This is a genomic window from Pseudomonas sp. TE3895 (assembly GCF_056278855.1).
On sequence record NZ_JBWBQE010000001.1, the window covers coordinates 303,436 to 321,451 of the forward strand.

Below are 18,016 nucleotides of genomic sequence, written 5' to 3' on the forward strand. Positions count from 1 at the left end.
TTCATCGACCGCGCAGGAAAAGTTTGTCCAGATCGTCCAGGCCCATCTGGGTCCAGGTAGGACGGCCATGGTTGCACTGGCCGCTGCGCTCGGTGTTTTCCATGTCGCGCAGCAGGGCGTTCATCTCGGGAATTGCCAGGCGCCGGTTGGCGCGCACGGCACCGTGGCAGGCCATGGTACCGAGCAGTTCGTTGAGGTGCGCCTGAATGCGATCACTGGTGCCGTACTCCATAAGGTCGGCAAGCACGTCCTGCACCAGGCGGTTGGCTTCAGCCTGCTTGAGCAAGGCCGGGATCTGGCGAATCGCCAGGGTCTCAGGGCCCAGGCGCTGCAATTCGAAGCCCAGCCGCTGAAACCACTGTGCATGCTCTTCGGCACAGTCGGCTTCACGCTGGCTAAGGGCCAAGGTTTCCGGCACCAGCAGCGGCTGGCCACTCAGGCCCTCGCTGGCCATGGCCACCTTGAGGCGCTCGTACATTATCCGCTCGTGGGCGGCGTGCATGTCCACCAGCACCAGGCCAACAGCATTCTCGGCCAGGATGTAGATACCCTTGAGCTGCGCCAGGGCATAGCCTAGCGGGGGAATGTCGCCTTGGCTTTCGGGCAGTGCCGTCGCAGGCGCAGCACCGGTTTCCAGCGGCTTATAGAACTCGCGATACACCGCCTGTGCCTCTGCGGCCGGCAGCGGCTGTGAGGGACGTGGGGTGTATTGATACTGGTAACCGGCGCCACTGCCACCATTGGAAAACGACTGTTGCGGGGCTCGAGGCTGTTCAAGCACCGGCGAGGCCAGGCGCATTTCACCCTGGGGCCCGAACTCACCGGCCTGCTGGCCGGTGGGGCGAACCAGCTCAGGTACGGCAGCAGGTGCGGCCAGCTGGTCTTCCGGACGTACATCGGCCAAGGCACGGTGCAAGGTGCCATACAGGAAGTCATGCACCGAGCGCCCTTCACGGAACCGTACTTCATGCTTGGTTGGGTGCACGTTCACATCGACGCCGTTGGGCTCCAGCTCCAGGAACAGCACGAACGTGGGGTGGCGGCCGTTGAACAGCACGTCCCGGTAGGCCTGACGCACGGCATGGGCGACCAGTTTGTCGCGCACTGCCCGGCCATTGACGAAGAAGTACTGCAGGTCTGCCTGGCTGCGCGAGAACGTCGGCAAGCCGACCCAGCCCCATAGGCGCAGGCCGTTGCGCTCGACGTCGATCGGCAGTGCCTGCTCCATGAAGCCCGGGCCGCAGATGGCACCCACCCGCCGTGCACGGGCGGTTTCGTCGTGGGCCTCGTGCAGGCTGAGGATGCTCTTGCCATTGTGGCGCAGGTGGAAGCCGACATCGAAACGGGCCAGCGCCAGCCGCCGGATCACTTCCTGCAAGTGATCGAATTCGGTTTTCTCGGCTTTGAGGAACTTGCGCCTGGCCGGGGTATTGAAGAACAAATCGCGCACTTCCACCGAAGTACCGACCGGGTGCGCCGCCGGCTGCACCCGCGGCGTCATGTCGCGGCCTTCGGTTTCTACTTGCCAGGCCTCACTGGCACTGGCGGTACGCGAGGTCAGGGTCAGGCGCGCCACCGAACTGATCGAGGCCAAGGCCTCGCCACGGAAGCCCAGGCTCAATACCCCTTCAAGGTCTTCCAGCTCGCGGATCTTGCTGGTGGCATGTCGGGCCAGGGCCAGCGGCAGGTCGTCGGCAGAAATACCGCTGCCATCGTCCCGCACCTTCAGCAGTTTGACGCCGCCTTGCTCGACTTCGATATCGATGCGCCGGGCACCGGAGTCCAGGCTGTTTTCCAGCAGTTCCTTGGCCACAGATGCCGGCCGCTCGACAACCTCGCCGGCGGCAATCTGGTTGGCCAGCCGCGGGCTGAGCAGCTGAATTCGCGAACCGCCACTCATCATTGCGCGGCCAAGGTTGTGGCGGGTACATCGAGGCGCTGGCCAACCTTCAGCTCATCGGTCTTCAGGCTGTTGATGCTGCGCAGGCTGGCCACGCTGACCTGGTAACGCACGGCGAGCATCGCCAGGGTTTCGCCAGGGCGCACGGTGTGTTCACGCGGGCCGGCGGCGATCTTGCCGGTGTCACGCAACCAGGCGATGTAGGTGCCAGGTGGCGGGTTCTGCTGGAAGTACTGGTGCACCCCAGTGCGGATCGACCGGGCCAGCGCCTGCTGGTGGCTGGAGGAGGCCAGTTTGGCTGCTTCGTTGTTGTTCGAGATGAACCCGGTTTCAACGAGGATCGACGGAATATCCGGCGACTTCAGCACCATGAACCCGGCCTGTTCCACACGCTGCTTGTGCAACGAAGTGACACGCCCCATGTTGCCCAATACCTTTTGCCCCACGTTGAGGCTGGAGCTGAGCGTAGCGGTCATCGACAGATCAAGCAGCACGCCCGCGAGCATGCGGTCCTTGTCGTCGAGGCTGACATTACCCGCACCACCGATCAGGTCAGAACGGTTTTCCGTGTCGGCCAGCCAGCGCGCCGTCTCGGAGGTGGCGCCACGATCGGATAGGGCGAACACCGAGGCGCCAAAGGCTGCGCGCGACGGGGCCGCGTCGGCGTGAATCGAAATGAACAGGTCGGCGCCTTTCTTGCGGGCGATTTCCGTACGCTTGCGCAGCGGAATGAAGTAATCACCGGTGCGGGTCAGCTCTGCACGGAAACCTTTTTCGCTGTTGATCTGACGCTGCAGCTCCTTGGCGATCTGCAACACGATGTCTTTTTCGTGCTGGCCACGCGAGCCGGAAGCGCCAGGGTCTTCGCCGCCGTGCCCGGCATCGATGGCAACCACGATGTCACGCTTGCCACTGGGTACCGGTGGCAGCTTGATCGCCGGCTGGGTCGGCGTCACTGGCACCGCGGGCGTTGTCGCAGGCGTTTGTACCGGGGCCGGCGCAGGTGGCGGCGTGCTGGCCGCGATAGCGTCAGCCTCCTGGTCATACAGGTCGACCACCAAGCGGTTGCCGTACTGTGCGTTGGGCGCCAGGGTGAAGCTTTTCGGGGTAACCGACTTTTTCAGGTCGACCACAACCCGAAGGTCGGTTGGCGTACGCTGAGCCGAACGCACACTGCTTATCGGCGTGTTGGAGGTGGCCACATTCAGTGGCGCGGCCAGTGTTGCGCCATTGATGTCGATGACCAGGCGATCGGGTGCGCTCAGGGTGAAGACACTATGCTGCACGGGGCCAGACAGGTCGAAGACCAGCCGCGTGTTGTCCGGTGCGCGCCACAGGCGCATGCTCTTGACTTGAGTGACGGCCAGAGCCTCAACGGTCACCGTTGTCAGCAGCAGCCCAACGATGGCGACCAGTGCGCGTATGCGCATACCTACCCCACTTACTGTTTATAGTGTTCGGCCAGTGCCACGCACCAGGCCTCGCCGCGAGCCCCCTGCGGCGAAAGGTTCAGCGAGCGTCCACTCGCTTGGGGGCTTATGGTAATGGTCAGGTCAGGCTTTGGCAAAACGCCCGCACCCTTTTGTGGCCATTCGAACAGGCACAGCGGGTCGCCCTCGAAATAGTCACGAATGCCCATGAACTCAAGCTCCTCCGGGTCGACCAGGCGATACAGGTCGAAGTGAAAGGCTCGGACCTCGCCGATTTCATAGGGTTCGACCACGGTGAACGTCGGGCTTTTCACAGCCCCAGTATGGCCCAGACCGCGGATCAGGCCACGCGACAGGGTTGTTTTACCCGCGCCCAGGTCGCCCTCTAGGAAAATCACGCCGCGACCGCCGGTCACCTCGGCCAGTGCTGCACCGAATTTGACCGTGGCCTCTTCATCGGCCAGAAACAGATTTAAGCCAGACACGCAGAATGCTCCTCCAACAACTCACGAATGACCGGCGCCAGATCACTGGCCGCCAGGCCTCTACCTTTTTTCCCAAGGCGCTCGCCGGCACAGGCGTGCAGCCACACCCCCAGGCAGGCTGCGCCCCAGGCATCCAGGCCTTGGGCCAACAGGGCTGCCAGCACGCCAGTCAGCACATCGCCCAGGCCGGCGCCGGCCATCGCCGGGTGCCCGCGCTCGCACAACGCCAGCTGCCCGCTCGGGGCTGCCACCAGTGTGCCAGCCCCTTTGAGTACACAGACGCTGTTATAACGCCGCGCCAGCTTGCGCGCAGCGCCAGGGCGGTCGGCCTGCACGGCCTCAGTGGCAATGCCCAGCAGCCGCGCCGCCTCCCCCGGGTGCGGAGTAAGGATGCTGCCACTGGGCAGGGCCAGCGGGGTTCGCGCCAGCAAATTCAAGGCATCGGCATCCCACACTTGCGGCCGCTCGGCGTTGGCCACCGCCGACAACAGGCTGCAGCCCCACGCCGCCTGCCCCAGGCCGGGCCCGACCACCAGGACCGAGGCGCGCTCCAGCACACCCATCAGTTGGTTGGCCGAACGGACACCCAGGCACATGACCTCGGGCAGGCGCGCCAGGCTGGCCGACACGTGCTCGGGCCGGGTTGCCACGCTGACCAGCCCGGCGCCGCAACGCAGGGCGGCTTCGGCACTGAGCAACACAGCGCCTCCGGTACCCAGGTCGCCACCGACCACCAGTACATGGCCAAAGTCGCCTTTGTGGGCATGCGCCTGCCGCGCCGGCAGGCGGGCAACCGTCACGCTGCTGAGCAATTGTGGGGCATTACTGGGGTGTTTGGTCTGCGGCATGGGGTCAAAGGCTCCAATGTCTGGCAGAATTATACGCACCTGAGCCCGTATTGCCTTGCCCATCCATGTCCGCCTCTATACCTGACCTCGCCCAACTGGCCCAATCGATCAAGATTTGGGGCCAGGAACTCGGTTTTGCCCATGTTGGCATCGCCGGGGTCGACCTTGGCGAACACGAACACCACCTGCAGCGTTGGCTCGACGCCGGTTATCAGGGTGAAATGGAATACCTGGGCGCCCACGGCAGCAAAAGGTCACATCCCGACCAGCTGATCCCCGGCACGGTACGCGTGGTCTCGCTACGTATGGACTACCTGCCCGGCGACACGCAGATGGCGCAGCGCCTTGCCCAGCCCGAGAAGGCCTACGTGTCACGCTACGCGCTTGGCCGGGACTACCACAAGCTGGTGCGCAAGCGCGTGCAGTTCCTCGCCGACCGCATCCAGGAAGCCATCGGCCCGTTCGGCTACCGCGCCTTTGTGGACAGCGCCCCGGTACTGGAAAAAGCCCTGGCCGAACAGGCTGGGCTGGGCTGGATCGGCAAGAACACGCTATTGCTCAACCGCAAGGCGGGTAGCTACTTCTTCCTTGCCGAACTGTTCGTCGACCTGCCGTTGCCGGTGGACGAAGCCACCACCAGCGAGCACTGCGGGCGTTGCCAGGCCTGCCTGGACATCTGCCCGACACAAGCGTTTGTCGGGCCCTATGTGCTGGATGCGCGACGCTGCATCTCGTACCTGACCATCGAGCTGAGGGGCGCGATCCCTGTCGAGTTACGCGCAAAGATGGGCAACCGGGTGTTCGGTTGCGACGACTGCCAGATCGTCTGCCCCTGGAACCGCTTTGCCAAGCACAGCCAGGAGCAGGATTTCCAGCCACGGCACGGGCTGGAAAATACCGACCTGGCGGCGATGTTCCTGTGGGATGAACGCACCTTCCTGCGCAAGACCGAGGGCGGGCCTTTGCGGCGGGCGGGGTACGAGCGGTTCTTGCGCAACCTGGCGGTGGGGTTGGGCAATGCGCCCTCCACGATTCCGGTGATCGAAGCGCTGAAGGCCCGGCGTGACGATGAATCGGAATTGGTGCGCGAGCATGTGGAGTGGGCGCTGGCCCGACACGACATTTCCTAGCCACACAATCTTTGTAGGAGCGGGTTCACCCGCGAATGCTGTGGCGGTGGCAAAATTGAACGCCTGGTAGAAATTGGCCGACAGGCCCGGTCCTTTCGCGGGTAAACCCGCTCCCACAGGGCTGCATCAGGCTACTGCTGGTCGTTGTAGTGAAACTTGGGCATTTCCCAGTGGAAGCGTATCGCCAACAGGCGCACCAGGAAGCCGCCAAACAGAGTCAGCAACATCGCCTGCTCCGCCGGCACCTTGAAATACACGCATCCCAGATAGAACCAGGCCGCCGCAAATGACACACTGGCATACAGCTCGCGGCGGAACACCAGCGGGATGTCGTTGCAGAAGATATCCCGCAGGATCCCGCCAAACACCCCAGTGATCACCCCGCTGATCGACGCCACCAGCATGCCCTGCCCCATCTCCAGCGCCGTCATGCAACCTATCAGGGTAAACGCCACCAGCCCCAGGGCATCAAGCACCAGGAACAGCGAGCGAAGGCGGCGCATCATTGGCGCAATGAAAATGGTCAGCAGCGCCGCAAAACTGGTCAGCACCAGGTACTCAGGGTGCTTCACCCAGGTCAGCGGGTAGTGCCCGAGCAGCACATCACGCACCGAGCCACCCCCAAGCGCAGTGACGCAGGCGATCAGCACCACGCCAAACCAGTCCATGCCGCGACGCCCGGCAGATAGCGCGCCAGTCATGGCTTCGGCGGTAATGGCGATAAGGTAGAGCATCAACAACATGGTGCGGGTCCGTGCAGGAAAGGCGCGCAGTCTAACCAGTTGCCCAAGGCACCAAAAGGGGGCGCAGATACAATATCTGCGCCGTTTCGACTCACAGCTTGATGAAGTGCTCGCGATAGTGACGCAGTTCGGCGATCGATTCGCGGATATCGTCCAGCGCCAGGTGGGTATTGCCCTTCTTGAAGCTGTCACGCACGTCCGGCGCCCAGCGCGCGGCCAGCTCCTTGAGGGTGGAGACATCCAGGTTGCGGTAGTGGAAGTAGTTTTCCAGGTTGCGCATGTGGCGGTAAAGGAAACGACGATCCTGGCAGATACTGTTGCCGCAGATCGGCGACTTGCCTTTAGGCACCCACTGCTCGAGGAAGGCGATGGTCTGTGCCTCGGCTTCAGCCATGCTGACCTTGCTCTCGCGCACGCGCTGGGTCAGCCCCGAAGCGCCATGGGTGCGGGTGTTCCACTCGTCCATGCGCGCCAGCACTTCGTCACTGTGGTGGATGGCGATCACCGGGCCTTCGGCCAAGGTATTGAGCTCGCTGTCGGTGACGATGGTGGCCATTTCGATGATGACGTCGCTGTCCGGATCCAGGCCGGTCATTTCCAGGTCGATCCAGATCAGGTTCTGTGGGTTTTGCATGCAGGGGCTCCTCATATAGGCGGTCATATTAGCCTAGTGGCCAAGGCACGCCCATTCACGGCACAAAGGTGAGCAGAATAGTCCAGCGGCTGGCGTGCTAAACTGCCTGCCGTTTTCAATGCCCACGCCGGGCCTCTCTTACGGTACCTTCATGGCCAAACGCCAGCTCAATCGCCGCCAAAACTGGCGGATCGAAAAAATCCAGGGCGAGCGCGCCGCTCGCGCGGCCAAACGCGAGCAGCATGCACTGCAGGAACTGGAAGGTGGCGACCTGGGGCCGGAGCAACTGGGCCTGGTGATCGCGCACTTCGGCGTGCAGGTAGAAGTTGAAGCTCAGGATGGCGAAACCGCAGGCCAGGTGTTCCGCTGCCATTTGCGCGCAAACCTGCCAGCACTGGTCACCGGCGACCGTGTCGTGTGGCGTGCGGGTAACCAGGGCATCGGCGTAATCGTGGCGCAGATGCCGCGCAGCACCGAGCTGTGCCGGCCGAACAACCATGGTCAACTCAAGCCGGTGGCAGCCAACGTCGACCTGATCGTGATCGTGTTCGCCCCGGCGCCGGAGCCGCACCCGAACCTGATCGACCGCTATCTGGTAGCGGCCGAGCACGCCGGCCTGCGCCCGCTGCTGCTGCTGAACAAAGCCGACCTGATCAACGACGAGAACGGCCCCGGCCTGCATGCGCTGCTGGAGGTCTACCGCGAACTGGGCTACCCGCTGCTGGAAGTTTCGGCACACCACGGCGATGGCATGCAGCGCCTGCAGCAACAACTCGACGGCCATATCAGCGTGTTCGTCGGCCAGTCGGGGGTGGGCAAGTCGTCGCTGGTCAACAGCCTGCTGCCAGACGCTGGCACCCGCGTCGGCGACTTGTCGGAATGGTCAGGCCAAGGTACCCACACACCACCACCACGGCGCGGCTGTACCACTTCCCCAACGGCGGGGACCTGATCGACTCGCCGGGTATTCGCGAGTTCGGCCTTGGCCATGTCAGCCGCGACGACGTGGAGGATGGCTTCATCGAGTTCCGCGACCTGTTCGGCACCTGCCGCTTCCGCGACTGCAAGCATGACCGCGAACCGGGCTGCGCGCTGCTCAAGGCACTGGAAGAGGGTCGGATCAAGCCGCAGCGCATGAACAGCTACCGCTCGATCATCGCCAGCCTGGCAGAAGACAGCTACTGAAACGCTCGGATTGAAAGTTGCCGCGATCCCTTGTAGGAGCGGGTTTACCCGCGAATACGGTGGCGACTGCAACGGTGAACGGCGGGTGGAAATTGGCCAGCAGGTCCGGCCCTTTCGCGGGTGAACCCGCTCCTACGACGGCCTGCGCCCAATCACCGATGCGTATGTAGGAGCGGCTTTAGCCGCGAACACCGGCAACGCCGGTGCCATTCACCGCACTGGCGGCTTCGCGGGTAAACCCGCTCCTACAGTGATCGCGCCAGCGTTCAGGTGGTGGGTAGCACAGTTGCCCACCCCAAAAAGCCGCTTACTGATCCTTGGCTTCATCCATCTTCAGCGTGCCATCTTCAAAGATGTTCAGCTTCTGGCGCAGCTCGCGCGGTTGCATCGGTGCCTGTTCAGTTGCCCCTGGGTCAGCCGGTGCCGAAGCCCCTGGCGCAGCACCACTGGCTGGCGCTGCAGGTGCCGTTGGCGCAGCTGGCGGTGTTTCCGGCGCACCCTGCTCACCTTCGATATTGCGCTGGGCTTTCTTGGTCAGCACGATGATGTCGATACGGCGGTTGACCGGGTTGAACGGGTCCTTGCGGTCGAACAGTGACGACGAGGCGTACCCCACCACCCGTGCCACCTGGCCGTCCGGGTAGCCACCCGCCACCAGGGCACGCCGCGCGGCGTTGGCGCGGTTGGCCGACAGCTCCCAGTTACCGTACTCGCCAGTGCCAGCATACGGCTTGGCATCGGTATGGCCGCTGATGCTGATCTTGTTCGGCACCGCCTTGATGGTGTCGGCCATGGCCAGCAGGATATCTTCGAAGTAAGGCTGCAGGCGCGCGCTACCGATGTCGAACATCGGTCGGTTCTCAGCATCCATGATCTGGATGCGCAGGCCGTCCTGGGTGATCTCGAACAGGATCTGGTCCTTGAACTTCTGCAGCTGCGGGTTCTCTTCCACCTTGTTCTGCAGTTCCTGCAGCAACAGCTCCAGACGCTCGCGCTCGACCTGCTCGGCCATGGTCTCGACCTGGTCCTTGCTCAGCTGAGTGGGGGACTGCTGCGTCGGCTCGGTCTTCACTTCCGGATTGATGGTTTTGTCCGGCGCCATCTCCGGTGAACCCCCCAGGTCGATGACATAAGGCGTGCCACTCTCGGAGAAACCAATAGGGTCCTGGAAGTAGCCGGCAATGGCGATCTTCTGCTCAGGCGTGGCCGTGGACAACAGCCACAGCACCAGGAAGAACGCCATCATCGCCGTGGCGAAGTCGGCAAAGGCGATTTTCCAGGCGCCACCATGGTGGCCGCCGCCAAAGCGCTTGACGCGCTTGACGATGATGGGCTGATTGTTCTCCATGACTCAGCGACCGCGAACCGCTTGTTCCAGTTCGGCGAAGCTTGGGCGGTGCTTGGGGTACAGCACCTTGCGCCCGAACTCGACCGCCAGCGAAGGTGGCATGCCCGACGCCGAGGCCACCAGCGAAGCCTTGATCGATTCGTAGAGGTTCAGTTCTTCCTTGGCATCGTGCTCCAGGCACTTGGCCAAAGGGCCGAAGAACCCGTAAGCCGCCAGAATACCGAAGAAGGTACCCACCAGTGCCGCACCTACGTGCATGCCGATGGCCGCCTGATCGCCATCGCCCAGCGAGGCCATGGTCACCACGATACCCAGTACCGCCGCAACGATACCGAACCCGGGCATACCGTCGGCGATGCCGGTCACCGCGTGGGACGGGTGCTCCAGCTCTTCCTTCATGCTCAGCAGTTCCATGTCGAACAGGCCCTCGAGCTCGTGCGGGGCCATGTTGCCGGTGGACATGATGCGCAGGTAATCGCAGACGAAGGCGGTCATGCGCTCATCGGCCAGTACCGTCGGGTACTTGGCGAAGATCGGGCTGGCTGCGGCGTCCTCGATGTCGGCCTCGATGGCCATCATGCCTTCGCGACGGCTTTTGTTGAGGATTTCGTAAACGAGGCCCAGCACCTCCAGGTAGAAGGCATGGCTGAAGCGCGAGCCGAACATCTTCATCGACTTCTTGATGACGTGCATGGTCATGTGGCCAGGGTTGGCCTGCAGGAATGCACCAAAGGCCGCACCGCCGATGATCAGTACTTCGAACGGCTGGATCAGCGCTGCGATCTTGCCGTGGGAGAGCACGTAGCCGCCGAGCACGCTCGCGAATACGACGATGATGCCGATAATTTTAGCCATAGGTTCAAAGCACTTGCTGTCGTGGTCAGGGGAAGAGACGGGAGCTTTAAAACTCTTCTTCTACTTATCGGCAGAACTGCGCCAGACTATAGCCACTCAATGCGAAAAGCCAGTTCGGACTGATGTCAAAATGCCAATTGAAACCAAGGTGCCCACTCAGGCCCCGCGTACGCTAGAGGCCTGGGTAAAGCTGCTCGAGAGTGTTCGCATCCCCGTGCCGAAGCACAGCTACGACCGGGTCATGGCTGCCATCCACGATAGCCGCCGCTCGCTGCGCGATATCGCCGAACTGATGCAGGATAGCCCGGCACTGGTGCTGTCAGTGATGCGCGAAGCCAATCACCCCACCAATGCCAGCCTTGCCGAACCCGCCGAAAGCCTGGAGGTCGCTCTCAACCGCCTGGGCCTGGAGCGCAGCGAGCAGCTTCTCAAACGCCTGCCGGCGCTGCCCGTGGAGGAAATTCCGCCGGTACTGTGCCAGTTCCAGATGATCAGCCAGCATGCGGCACAGCAGGCCAGCGGCCTGTTCGCCAGCCGCCTGGCACGGCTGTGGCAAGAGATTCACTGGGGCAGCCTGCTGTTCCTGTCGCCACTCTGGCCACTGGCACTGGCCTACCCCAAGCTGCTCGACACTTGGGAGCTGCGGGTTATCCACAAAGGTGAAGACGCCGCCCACGTCGAGGAAGAACTGTTTGGCGTGCGCATCATGGCGCTGTGCCAGACCATGGCCGAGTATTGGCGCCTGCCCCAATGGGTCACCCAGGGTTATCGCCTGCTACTGGAAGAGCGCGAACAACTGGCCCAGGTGCTGAATATCGCCCGCGACGAAGACCTGCTCAGCCAGCAACACCGCCTGGACGCCGAGCCCGGCCTGCGGCGCTGGTTCAACCAGCCGGCCAATACCGTACTGCTGGCCAACAACCTGGCCCTGGCGGCACAGGTCGGCTGGGACAACCCGCACCTGCTGCGCTGGCAACTGCTGACCGCGCTGTACCTGCAAACCTCGCTGGAAGACGTGCAGCAGCAGGTGCACCAGCAGGCTGCCGCCAGCGCCCGCCGCCACGCCCGGCATGCCCTGTTCCACCCGGCCGAGGCCTTGATCTGGCCGTGGCACCAACGCCGCCCTCACCCGGACATGCTGGCCCCGCCACCGCCCAGCAGCGACGATCTGGCACGCTGGCGCACGCTGTGTCAGCACCTGCTGGCCCAACCCAGCCCGTTCACCAACACCGTGCACCTGGCCACGCAGGCCCGTGAGGCCCTGCTGGCCTGCGGCATGCAACGCATCATGCTGCTTAGCCTGGACAAGGCCAGTGACTACCTGCGCGTGCAGCAAATTGCCGGCCTGCCCAAGGAGGCCGGAGCTCTGGCCCTGCAGGTATCGCAGAACAAGCTGCTGCAAAAGCTGCTGAGTCAGGCCGGGCAGCTGCGCATCACACCGGAAAACCACAGCCAGTTCTCGGCGCTGTTGCCCGCCCCGCTGCGCACCTTGTTCCGCAGCGAACATGTACTGCTTCGCTCGCTGGCTGCGAACGACCAGGTGCTGATGCTGCTGGTGGCCGACCAGGGCTGCCGGCCTTTGGCCGATATCAGCGTGCAAGCCTTCGGCAAGACCGCGCAATGCATCGAGCGGGCCTTGTCGGTGTTTACCAACCGCAAGGGTTGAGCCTTGCGCTACAATCGCCCCTCTTTCCACACTGGAGACCGTGGATGACCGACTTTTCCGGCCTGCCCCTGGTGATCGAAGCTGCAGACCTGCTGCCACGCCTGGATTCGCCGCAGCTGATCCTGGTCGACCTGAGCAGCGCCAACCGCTATGTCAGCGGGCATATCCCCGGCGCGCGCTTTGTCGAAGGCAAGCGCACCCAGCTCGGCCAGCCCCCGGCGCCCGGCCTGCTGCCAGCCCTGGGCGAGCTCGAAAAACTGTTCAGCGAACTCGGCCACCGCGCCGATGCCGTGTATGTGGTGTACGACGATGAAGGCGGCGGCTGGGCCGGGCGCTTCATCTGGCTGCTCGATGTCATCGGCCACGAGCGCTACCACTACCTCAATGGCGGTATCCAGGCCTGGCCGGCAGACAAGCTGTCCACCGCAGTGCCTGCCATTGGCAGCGCCCCGGTGCACCTGCACATAGACAGCGCACCCACTGCCACCCGCGAGTACCTGCAAAGCCGCCTGGGCGCCGATGACCTGGTCATCTGGGACGCGCGCGGCCCGCAGGAATTCAGCGGCGAAAAAGTGCTGGCAGCCAAAGGCGGCCACATCCCCGGCGCGATCAACTTCGAGTGGACCGCCGGCATGGACCTCAATGACCACCTGCGCATTCGCCAGGACATCAAACAAGTCCTCGAGCAACTGGGCATCACCCCTGACAAGGAGGTGATCACCCACTGCCAGACACACCGCCGCTCCGGTTTCACTTACCTGGTGGCCAAGGCCCTCGGCTACCCACGCGTCAAGGCCTACGCCGGCTCGTGGAGCGAATGGGGCAACCACCCGGACACGCCTGTAGAAGTCTAAGGAACCTGCATGAAATCCCGTCTGTTCATCATCAGCCAGTACCTGCTGCCGCACCACCTGCTGTCGCGGCTGGCCGGCTGCATCGCCGAGTGCCGCGTGCGCTGGTTCAAGAACGCCTTCACCGCATGGTTCGCCAAGCGCTACCAGGTGAACATGAGCGAGGCGCTGGTCGAAGACCTGAGCGCTTACGAGCACTTCAATGCGTTCTTCACCCGCGCCTTGAAACCTGGCGCCCGTCCACTGGACGAAACCCCGGGCGCCATCCTGTGCCCGGCCGACGGTGCGGTCAGCCAGCTTGGCCCAATCGAGCACGGCCGCATCTTCCAAGCCAAAGGCCACGGTTTCAGCGCGCAAGAGCTGCTGGGCGGTGATCCAGCCATGGCCGCGCCGTTCATGGGCGGCGAGTTTGCCACCATCTACCTGTCGCCCAAGGACTACCACCGCGTGCACATGCCGCTGGCCGGCACCCTGCGCGAAATGGTCTATGTACCGGGCCGCCTGTTCTCGGTCAACCAGACCACCGCAGAGAATGTCCCCGAGCTGTTCGCTCGCAACGAGCGTGTGGTCTGCCTGTTCGATACAGAGCGTGGGCCAATGGCTGTGGTACTGGTCGGCGCGATGATCGTCGCCTCGATCGAAACGGTATGGGCCGGGCTGGTCACGCCGCCCAAACGTGAGCTGAAGACCTTCCGCTACGACGAAGCCAGCCGCACGCCGATCCACCTGGAGAAAGGTGCCGAACTAGGCCGCTTCAAGCTGGGTTCGACCGCCATCGTGCTGTTCGGGCCGGAGCAGGTGAAGTGGGCTGAGAGCCTGGGTGCGGGTTCTGCAGTGCGCATGGGGCAGCAGCTGGCGGCGCCTGCGCAGGCTTGATTCGAGCCATATGAAAAAGGCCCTGCATATGCAGGGCCTTTTCATTGGGCCGCCATGCGGCCCCAGATTTACGGATCAGCCGCGGGCGTCGCGGTCACGCAGGCCCAGCAGGTACAGCACCCCGTCCAAACCCAAGGTGGAAATCGCCTGCTTGGCCGACTGGCGCACCAGCGGCTTGGCACGAAACGCCACGCCCAAACCGGCCAGCGACAGCATCGGCAGGTCATTGGCACCATCGCCCACGGCGATGGTCTGCTCCAGTTGCAAGCCTTCGTCACTGGCCAGCTTCTTCAACAAATCGGCCTTGCGCTGGGCATCGACAATCGGCTCAACAGCCACGCCCGTCACCTTGCCATCGACCACTTCAAGTTCGTTGGCGAACACATAGTCGATACCCAGGCGCGCCTGCACCTGACGAGCGAAATAGGTAAAGCCACCGGACAGAATCGCGGTCTTGTATCCCAGGCGCTTGAGCTCGGCAAACAGGTTCTCGGCACCCTCGGTCAGGCGCAGCGATGCCCCGATCTCGTCCAGTACCCCCACATCCAGGCCCTTGAGCAGCGCCATGCGCTCTTTGAAGCTGGCGCGGAAGTCCAGTTCACCGCGCATGGCGCGCTCGGTGATCGCCGCCACCTGCTCACCCACACCCGCCGCCTTGGCCAGTTCGTCGATGACTTCGGCCTCGATCAGCGTGGAGTCCATGTCGAACACCGCCAGGCGGCGGTTGCGGCGGAACAGATCGTCCTTCTGGAAGGCGATGTCGACGCTCAGCTCTTCAGCCAAGGCAAAGAAGTCGGCACGCAGGGCCTGGGCATCGCTCGGCACACCGCGCACGGAGATCTCGACGGCTGCCTTACCCTTGTCGGTTTCGGCATCCAGTGCCACCCGGGCCGACAGGCGCTCGATACGCTCGATGGTCAGGCCGTACTGGCTGATCACCGCACTCACCCGCTGCAGCTGCTCGGGTGTGATCTTGCGGCTGAGCAGGGTAACGATGTGGCGCGCTTCGCCATGCCCATCGGCCCAGTGCTGGTAGTCCGCCTCGGAAATCGGCGTGTAACGGGCCTGCAGGTTCAGTTCGTGGGCTTTGGCCTGCACGCTTTGCAACAGCGCGGTAGCCACTTCGTTGTCCGGGATGTCGACCAGGATGCCAAACGACAAGGTGCCGTGCATGACCGCCAGGCCGATGTCGAGGATACTCACACCGCCCTGTAGCAGGACGCCGGTGATAGCCGCAGTGAGACCGGGACGGTCCTCACCGGTGATGTTGATCAGGACGATTTCGCGCACAACCTGGCTCCGACTTCGATGAAAAATGCGCATTCTACCGATTTTCCATGACCATCGGGCGCCAACGATACTTTGCCGACAAAACCCGGCTCGCTATACTCCCCCCACTTTCATGCCATTAAGAGCCGAGCTCTGTGAACCGGCCCACGCCAGTCAAACCAGACAATTTCTTCCTGATGATCTATCGCGCCCTGAGTCAACGTCGCGTGCCGCTGGCACTGCGCATCGCCTGCACCAACATTTTCCTGGTGGCGCTGGCGCTGGTGATCTACGCCTGCGTGATGGGCCTGCAGTTCAAGCAGGCCATGCATGAGCAGGCCGATGCCTTGGGCCAGAGCCTGACCACCCAGACGGCCACATCGGCCACCGAGCTGCTGGTGTCCAATGACATCCTCAGCCTCAACGTGCTATTGGGCAACCTGGTTAAAAACCCGCTGGTGGCCCATGCCGCAATCTACAGCGTGGATAACCGCATCCTCGCCGAAGCGGGCCAGCGCCCGCGCAACAGCCTGCTGGGCGAGGCCGAAGGCCTGTACCAGACCAAAATCACGTTCCAGGACGTGACGGCCGGGCAGCTGCGCATCAGCCTGGACATGAGCCAGTTCCAGCAACCGATGCTGATCAGCCTGCAGAGCATGGGCATTCTGGCCGCTATCCTGCTGGCCCTGGCCTTGGCCCTCAGCTTGCGTCAGGGCCGCTTCATCACCCTGCCACTGCTGCAGCTGCGGGTATGGCTGCGCGACCCGCAGCCCTATACCCCGGCCACCGACCGCCAGGACGAAATTGGCGACATCGCCCGCCAGCTGCATGCACGCCTGGCCCCGCCTCCGCCCCCCGGAGCCGGAGCCTGAGGAAGAAGACGACGAGCAGTTCGACGACCTGCCCGCCGCTGCCCCGGCACCCAAGGCCGTACCGCGCGCCAAGGCTGCCCTGGAAGACGAGGATGACGACGAGGCCTTCGCCGGCCTGCTGGACGACGACACTGCCCCCAAGGCCGCCGCAGAGGTCGAGTCCGACGAGCCGCAGTACAGCGCCGTACTTGCCGTGCAGCTGGGCTCGCAGGAGCAACTGCGTCGCCTGCCACGCACACGCCTGGCCGAGCTGACCGAGCGCTACCGCGATTGCCTGGAGCACGCAGCCTCGCTCTACGACGGTGAAACCCACACGCTGAACGACGGCAGCACCTTGGTGCTGTTCCACAGCCGCGAGTGTGGCGAGGACTACCTGACCAACGCCATCTGCTGTGGCGAACTGTTGCGCGCCCTGGGCCACGCCCTGCAGATCGAGGTAGCCGACAGCGGCATTACCCTGCAACTGCAGCTAGGCCTGGTCTTGGGCAACGACCTGCATGGGCTGGAACTGGTTGACCTGTTGATGGCCGAGAAGGTCCAGGATGCCCTGGCGTTGTCGCAGCACAGCCGCAACCTGTTGCTGGTGGAGCGGCAAATCAACGATGACGCCCTGATCCGCCAGCGCGCACGTATTCGCCCGATCGCCAGCCCCGAAGGCGCCTGCTGTGTGGAGCGACTGATGGAGCCCTACCCGTCAATGCTGGAACGGCAACTGGCACGCATGCATGAGCACCGCGCCTGACAGGCATACGCTGCATCTACAGCGCATGTCTTGAGCCAGGCTGGTTTCCTTGCGATCACGTGCCTGGCGCAAGATCCAGCCAATAGCGCCCCCCCGGTAGGAGCGGGTTTACCCGCGAATACGGTAGCGGCGGCAACGGTGAACGGCGGGTGGAAATTGGCCAGCAGGGCCGGCCTCTTCGCGGGTAAACCCGCTCCTACAGCGGCCAGTATCAACCCCCGATGTGTGTCCACCCCAATCAGATGTAGGAGCGGGTTTACCCGCGAATACGGTAGCGGCGGCAACGGTGAACGGCGGATGAAAATTGGCCAGCAGGGCCTGCCTCTTCGCGGGTAAACCCGCTCCTACGAAGACCGGCAGATACAAAAAAGCCCGCAGCGAATGCGGGCTTTGTCGTATCTGGCCGTTTGATCAGAACCGATAAACTTCCATATCGGTGCGAATCGGCGAGGCCATCGGGATTTTGGGTTTCTCCGGCCCCTTCTTCACCTGCGTCGGTGCAGCGGGCTTTTTCGGTGCTTCTTCGGCAATCGCCGGCTGGTTGGCCAGCGGCTTCACCGCCGTGCTCAGCTGTTCCGCCAGCTTCTGCAGCAGTTGGCCCTGAGCCTGCACCTGCGACGACTCACTGCCCTCGTGCTGCTGCTCGAGGTGAATGATACGGTTGTCACGCACACGGCCACGGCGGTCAAGCAGACGCCACTGGGCATCCAGGATGGCCGGCTGGTTCTTGCCCGAGTCCAGGCGTGTAATCGACAACAGCACTTGCACGTCCGGGCTGAAGCCTGCGGTCGCCGGGGCCAGTACTACGCGTTGGCTGTCCAGGCGCCAGGCCAGTTGACGCACCAGCAGCTGGTCGATATCCGATGAAAGGCTGCCAGCCCAACGACCGTCGGTCGCCGCGCTCAGGCTGCCATCAGGTTGACGCTGCAGAAACGTCTCACGCTGAAGGTAATCGGCCACCGATACCGGGCCGAGTACCACGGCCATGCCCGCACTCTGCGACGGCTGGCCAGGATCACCACTGTCGAGCTGATACAGGGCAACCGGCTGATGCATGGTGCACCCGCCAAGGCCCAGCAGGCCAGTCATCAACAGCGCAAATGGAAGGCGCAGAAATTTCATCATCCCATCCAGGCGGCTGCCACAAGGCACACCGCAGTGATACATGTAGATTCAAACGGG

Annotated in this window: 14 protein-coding genes and 2 pseudogenes; 6 read left to right on the forward strand and 10 right to left on the reverse strand. The window is 63.5% G+C overall.

Annotation, left to right across the window (positions count from 1 at the left end):
• Position 1: 1 nt before the first annotated feature.
• From mutL to ACZ889_RS01390, 4 genes are read right to left on the reverse strand one after another with little or no spacing between them, the layout of a single operon-like run.
• Complete coding sequence (gene mutL / locus ACZ889_RS01375; protein ID WP_004577531.1) at positions 2-1,900, reverse strand: DNA mismatch repair endonuclease MutL; 1,899 nt, start codon at positions 1,898-1,900, stop codon at positions 2-4.
• Positions 1,900-3,330, reverse strand: a complete 1,431-nt coding sequence (locus ACZ889_RS01380; RefSeq protein ID WP_003249525.1) for an N-acetylmuramoyl-L-alanine amidase — start codon at positions 3,328-3,330, stop codon at positions 1,900-1,902. Before ACZ889_RS01380 ends, mutL begins: the two co-directional genes overlap by 1 nt.
• Positions 3,331-3,341: 11 nt before the next feature.
• On the reverse strand, positions 3,342-3,815 hold the full coding sequence (gene tsaE / locus ACZ889_RS01385) for a tRNA (adenosine(37)-N6)-threonylcarbamoyltransferase complex ATPase subunit type 1 TsaE (protein ID WP_003249523.1): 474 nt from the start codon (positions 3,813-3,815) through the stop codon (positions 3,342-3,344).
• A complete protein-coding gene (locus ACZ889_RS01390) occupies positions 3,803-4,663 on the reverse strand; it encodes an NAD(P)H-hydrate dehydratase (protein WP_003249520.1) in 861 nt (286 codons plus the stop codon). The genes tsaE and ACZ889_RS01390 overlap by 13 nt, the downstream gene beginning before the upstream one ends.
• 65 nt (positions 4,664-4,728) lie before the next feature.
• Here ACZ889_RS01390 and queG point away from each other — a divergent pair, with 65 nt between their 5' ends.
• On the forward strand, positions 4,729-5,793 hold the full coding sequence (queG, locus tag ACZ889_RS01395; protein WP_054889011.1) for a tRNA epoxyqueuosine(34) reductase QueG: 1,065 nt from the start codon (positions 4,729-4,731) through the stop codon (positions 5,791-5,793).
• A 131-nt stretch (positions 5,794-5,924) separates the two neighbouring features.
• Here queG and ACZ889_RS01400 read toward each other — a convergent pair whose 3' ends face one another.
• Positions 5,925-6,536, reverse strand: coding sequence for a trimeric intracellular cation channel family protein (locus ACZ889_RS01400; RefSeq protein ID WP_003249516.1), 612 nt, complete (start codon positions 6,534-6,536; stop codon positions 5,925-5,927).
• 91 nt (positions 6,537-6,627) lie between these two features.
• Positions 6,628-7,170: an oligoribonuclease gene (gene orn, locus ACZ889_RS01405; protein ID WP_003249514.1), complete on the reverse strand. Its 543-nt coding sequence runs from the start codon at positions 7,168-7,170 to the stop codon at positions 6,628-6,630.
• A gap of 151 nt (positions 7,171-7,321) precedes the next feature.
• Between orn and rsgA the strand changes: the two are divergent.
• Positions 7,322-8,355 (forward strand): annotated as a pseudogene (gene rsgA, locus ACZ889_RS01410) (small ribosomal subunit biogenesis GTPase RsgA).
• 307 nt (positions 8,356-8,662) lie between these two features.
• Here the strand turns inward: rsgA and motB are convergent.
• Together motB and motA are read right to left on the reverse strand one after the other, a co-directional pair.
• Positions 8,663-9,703, reverse strand: a complete 1,041-nt coding sequence (gene motB, locus ACZ889_RS01415; protein WP_173881214.1) for a flagellar motor protein MotB — start codon at positions 9,701-9,703, stop codon at positions 8,663-8,665.
• A gap of 3 nt (positions 9,704-9,706) precedes the next feature.
• Positions 9,707-10,558 carry a flagellar motor stator protein MotA gene (gene motA, locus ACZ889_RS01420; RefSeq protein WP_003249507.1) on the reverse strand — a complete coding sequence of 284 codons (852 nt, stop codon included), beginning with the start codon at positions 10,556-10,558 and terminating at the stop codon, positions 9,707-9,709.
• Positions 10,559-10,688: 130 nt separating this feature from the next.
• On the opposite strand from motA, the gene ACZ889_RS01425 reads away from it, so the two are divergent.
• Genes ACZ889_RS01425 through asd form a run of 3 tightly spaced genes read left to right on the forward strand, consistent with a single transcriptional unit; the run spans position 10,689 to position 13,951 of the window.
• On the forward strand, positions 10,689-12,224 hold the full coding sequence (locus tag ACZ889_RS01425; protein ID WP_003249505.1) for an HDOD domain-containing protein: 1,536 nt from the start codon (positions 10,689-10,691) through the stop codon (positions 12,222-12,224).
• 44 nt (positions 12,225-12,268) lie between these two features.
• Positions 12,269-13,078, forward strand: a complete 810-nt coding sequence (locus tag ACZ889_RS01430; RefSeq protein ID WP_014859346.1) for a rhodanese-like domain-containing protein — start codon at positions 12,269-12,271, stop codon at positions 13,076-13,078.
• 9 nt (positions 13,079-13,087) lie between these two features.
• Complete coding sequence (gene asd, locus ACZ889_RS01435; RefSeq protein WP_010955490.1) at positions 13,088-13,951, forward strand: archaetidylserine decarboxylase; 864 nt, start codon at positions 13,088-13,090, stop codon at positions 13,949-13,951.
• A gap of 75 nt (positions 13,952-14,026) precedes the next feature.
• Here asd and serB read toward each other — a convergent pair whose 3' ends face one another.
• Positions 14,027-15,241, reverse strand: coding sequence for a phosphoserine phosphatase SerB (gene serB / locus ACZ889_RS01440; protein ID WP_003249498.1), 1,215 nt, complete (start codon positions 15,239-15,241; stop codon positions 14,027-14,029).
• Positions 15,242-15,375: 134 nt separating this feature from the next.
• Here serB and ACZ889_RS01445 point away from each other — a divergent pair.
• Positions 15,376-16,834: pseudogene (locus tag ACZ889_RS01445) on the forward strand (AhpA/YtjB family protein).
• Between the two features lie 411 nt (positions 16,835-17,245).
• Here ACZ889_RS01445 and ACZ889_RS01450 read toward each other — a convergent pair.
• Positions 17,246-17,956 carry a PqiC family protein gene (locus ACZ889_RS01450; protein ID WP_003249494.1) on the reverse strand — a complete coding sequence of 237 codons (711 nt, stop codon included), beginning with the start codon at positions 17,954-17,956 and terminating at the stop codon, positions 17,246-17,248.
• Positions 17,957-18,016 lie beyond the last annotated feature (60 nt).

Bases quoted from the DNA above. Each gene is read 5' to 3' on its own strand.
- ACZ889_RS01450 (WP_003249494.1), bottom strand. From the start codon at position 17,956: ATGAAATTTCTGCGCCTTCCATTTGCGCTGTTGATGACTGGCCTGCTG.
- orn (WP_003249514.1), bottom strand. From the start codon at position 7,170: ATGCAAAACCCACAGAACCTGATCTGGATCGACCTGGAAATGACCGGC.
- ACZ889_RS01380 (WP_003249525.1), bottom strand. From the start codon at position 3,330: ATGCGCATACGCGCACTGGTCGCCATCGTTGGGCTGCTGCTGACAACG.
- asd (WP_010955490.1), top strand. From the start codon at position 13,088: ATGAAATCCCGTCTGTTCATCATCAGCCAGTACCTGCTGCCGCACCAC.
- ACZ889_RS01430 (WP_014859346.1), top strand. From the start codon at position 12,269: ATGACCGACTTTTCCGGCCTGCCCCTGGTGATCGAAGCTGCAGACCTG.
- mutL (WP_004577531.1), bottom strand. From the start codon at position 1,900: ATGAGTGGCGGTTCGCGAATTCAGCTGCTCAGCCCGCGGCTGGCCAAC.
- ACZ889_RS01425 (WP_003249505.1), top strand. From the start codon at position 10,689: ATGCCAATTGAAACCAAGGTGCCCACTCAGGCCCCGCGTACGCTAGAG.
- motB (WP_173881214.1), bottom strand. From the start codon at position 9,703: ATGGAGAACAATCAGCCCATCATCGTCAAGCGCGTCAAGCGCTTTGGC.
- queG (WP_054889011.1), top strand. From the start codon at position 4,729: ATGTCCGCCTCTATACCTGACCTCGCCCAACTGGCCCAATCGATCAAG.
- ACZ889_RS01390 (WP_003249520.1), bottom strand. From the start codon at position 4,663: ATGCCGCAGACCAAACACCCCAGTAATGCCCCACAATTGCTCAGCAGC.
- ACZ889_RS01400 (WP_003249516.1), bottom strand. From the start codon at position 6,536: ATGTTGTTGATGCTCTACCTTATCGCCATTACCGCCGAAGCCATGACT.
- motA (WP_003249507.1), bottom strand. From the start codon at position 10,558: ATGGCTAAAATTATCGGCATCATCGTCGTATTCGCGAGCGTGCTCGGC.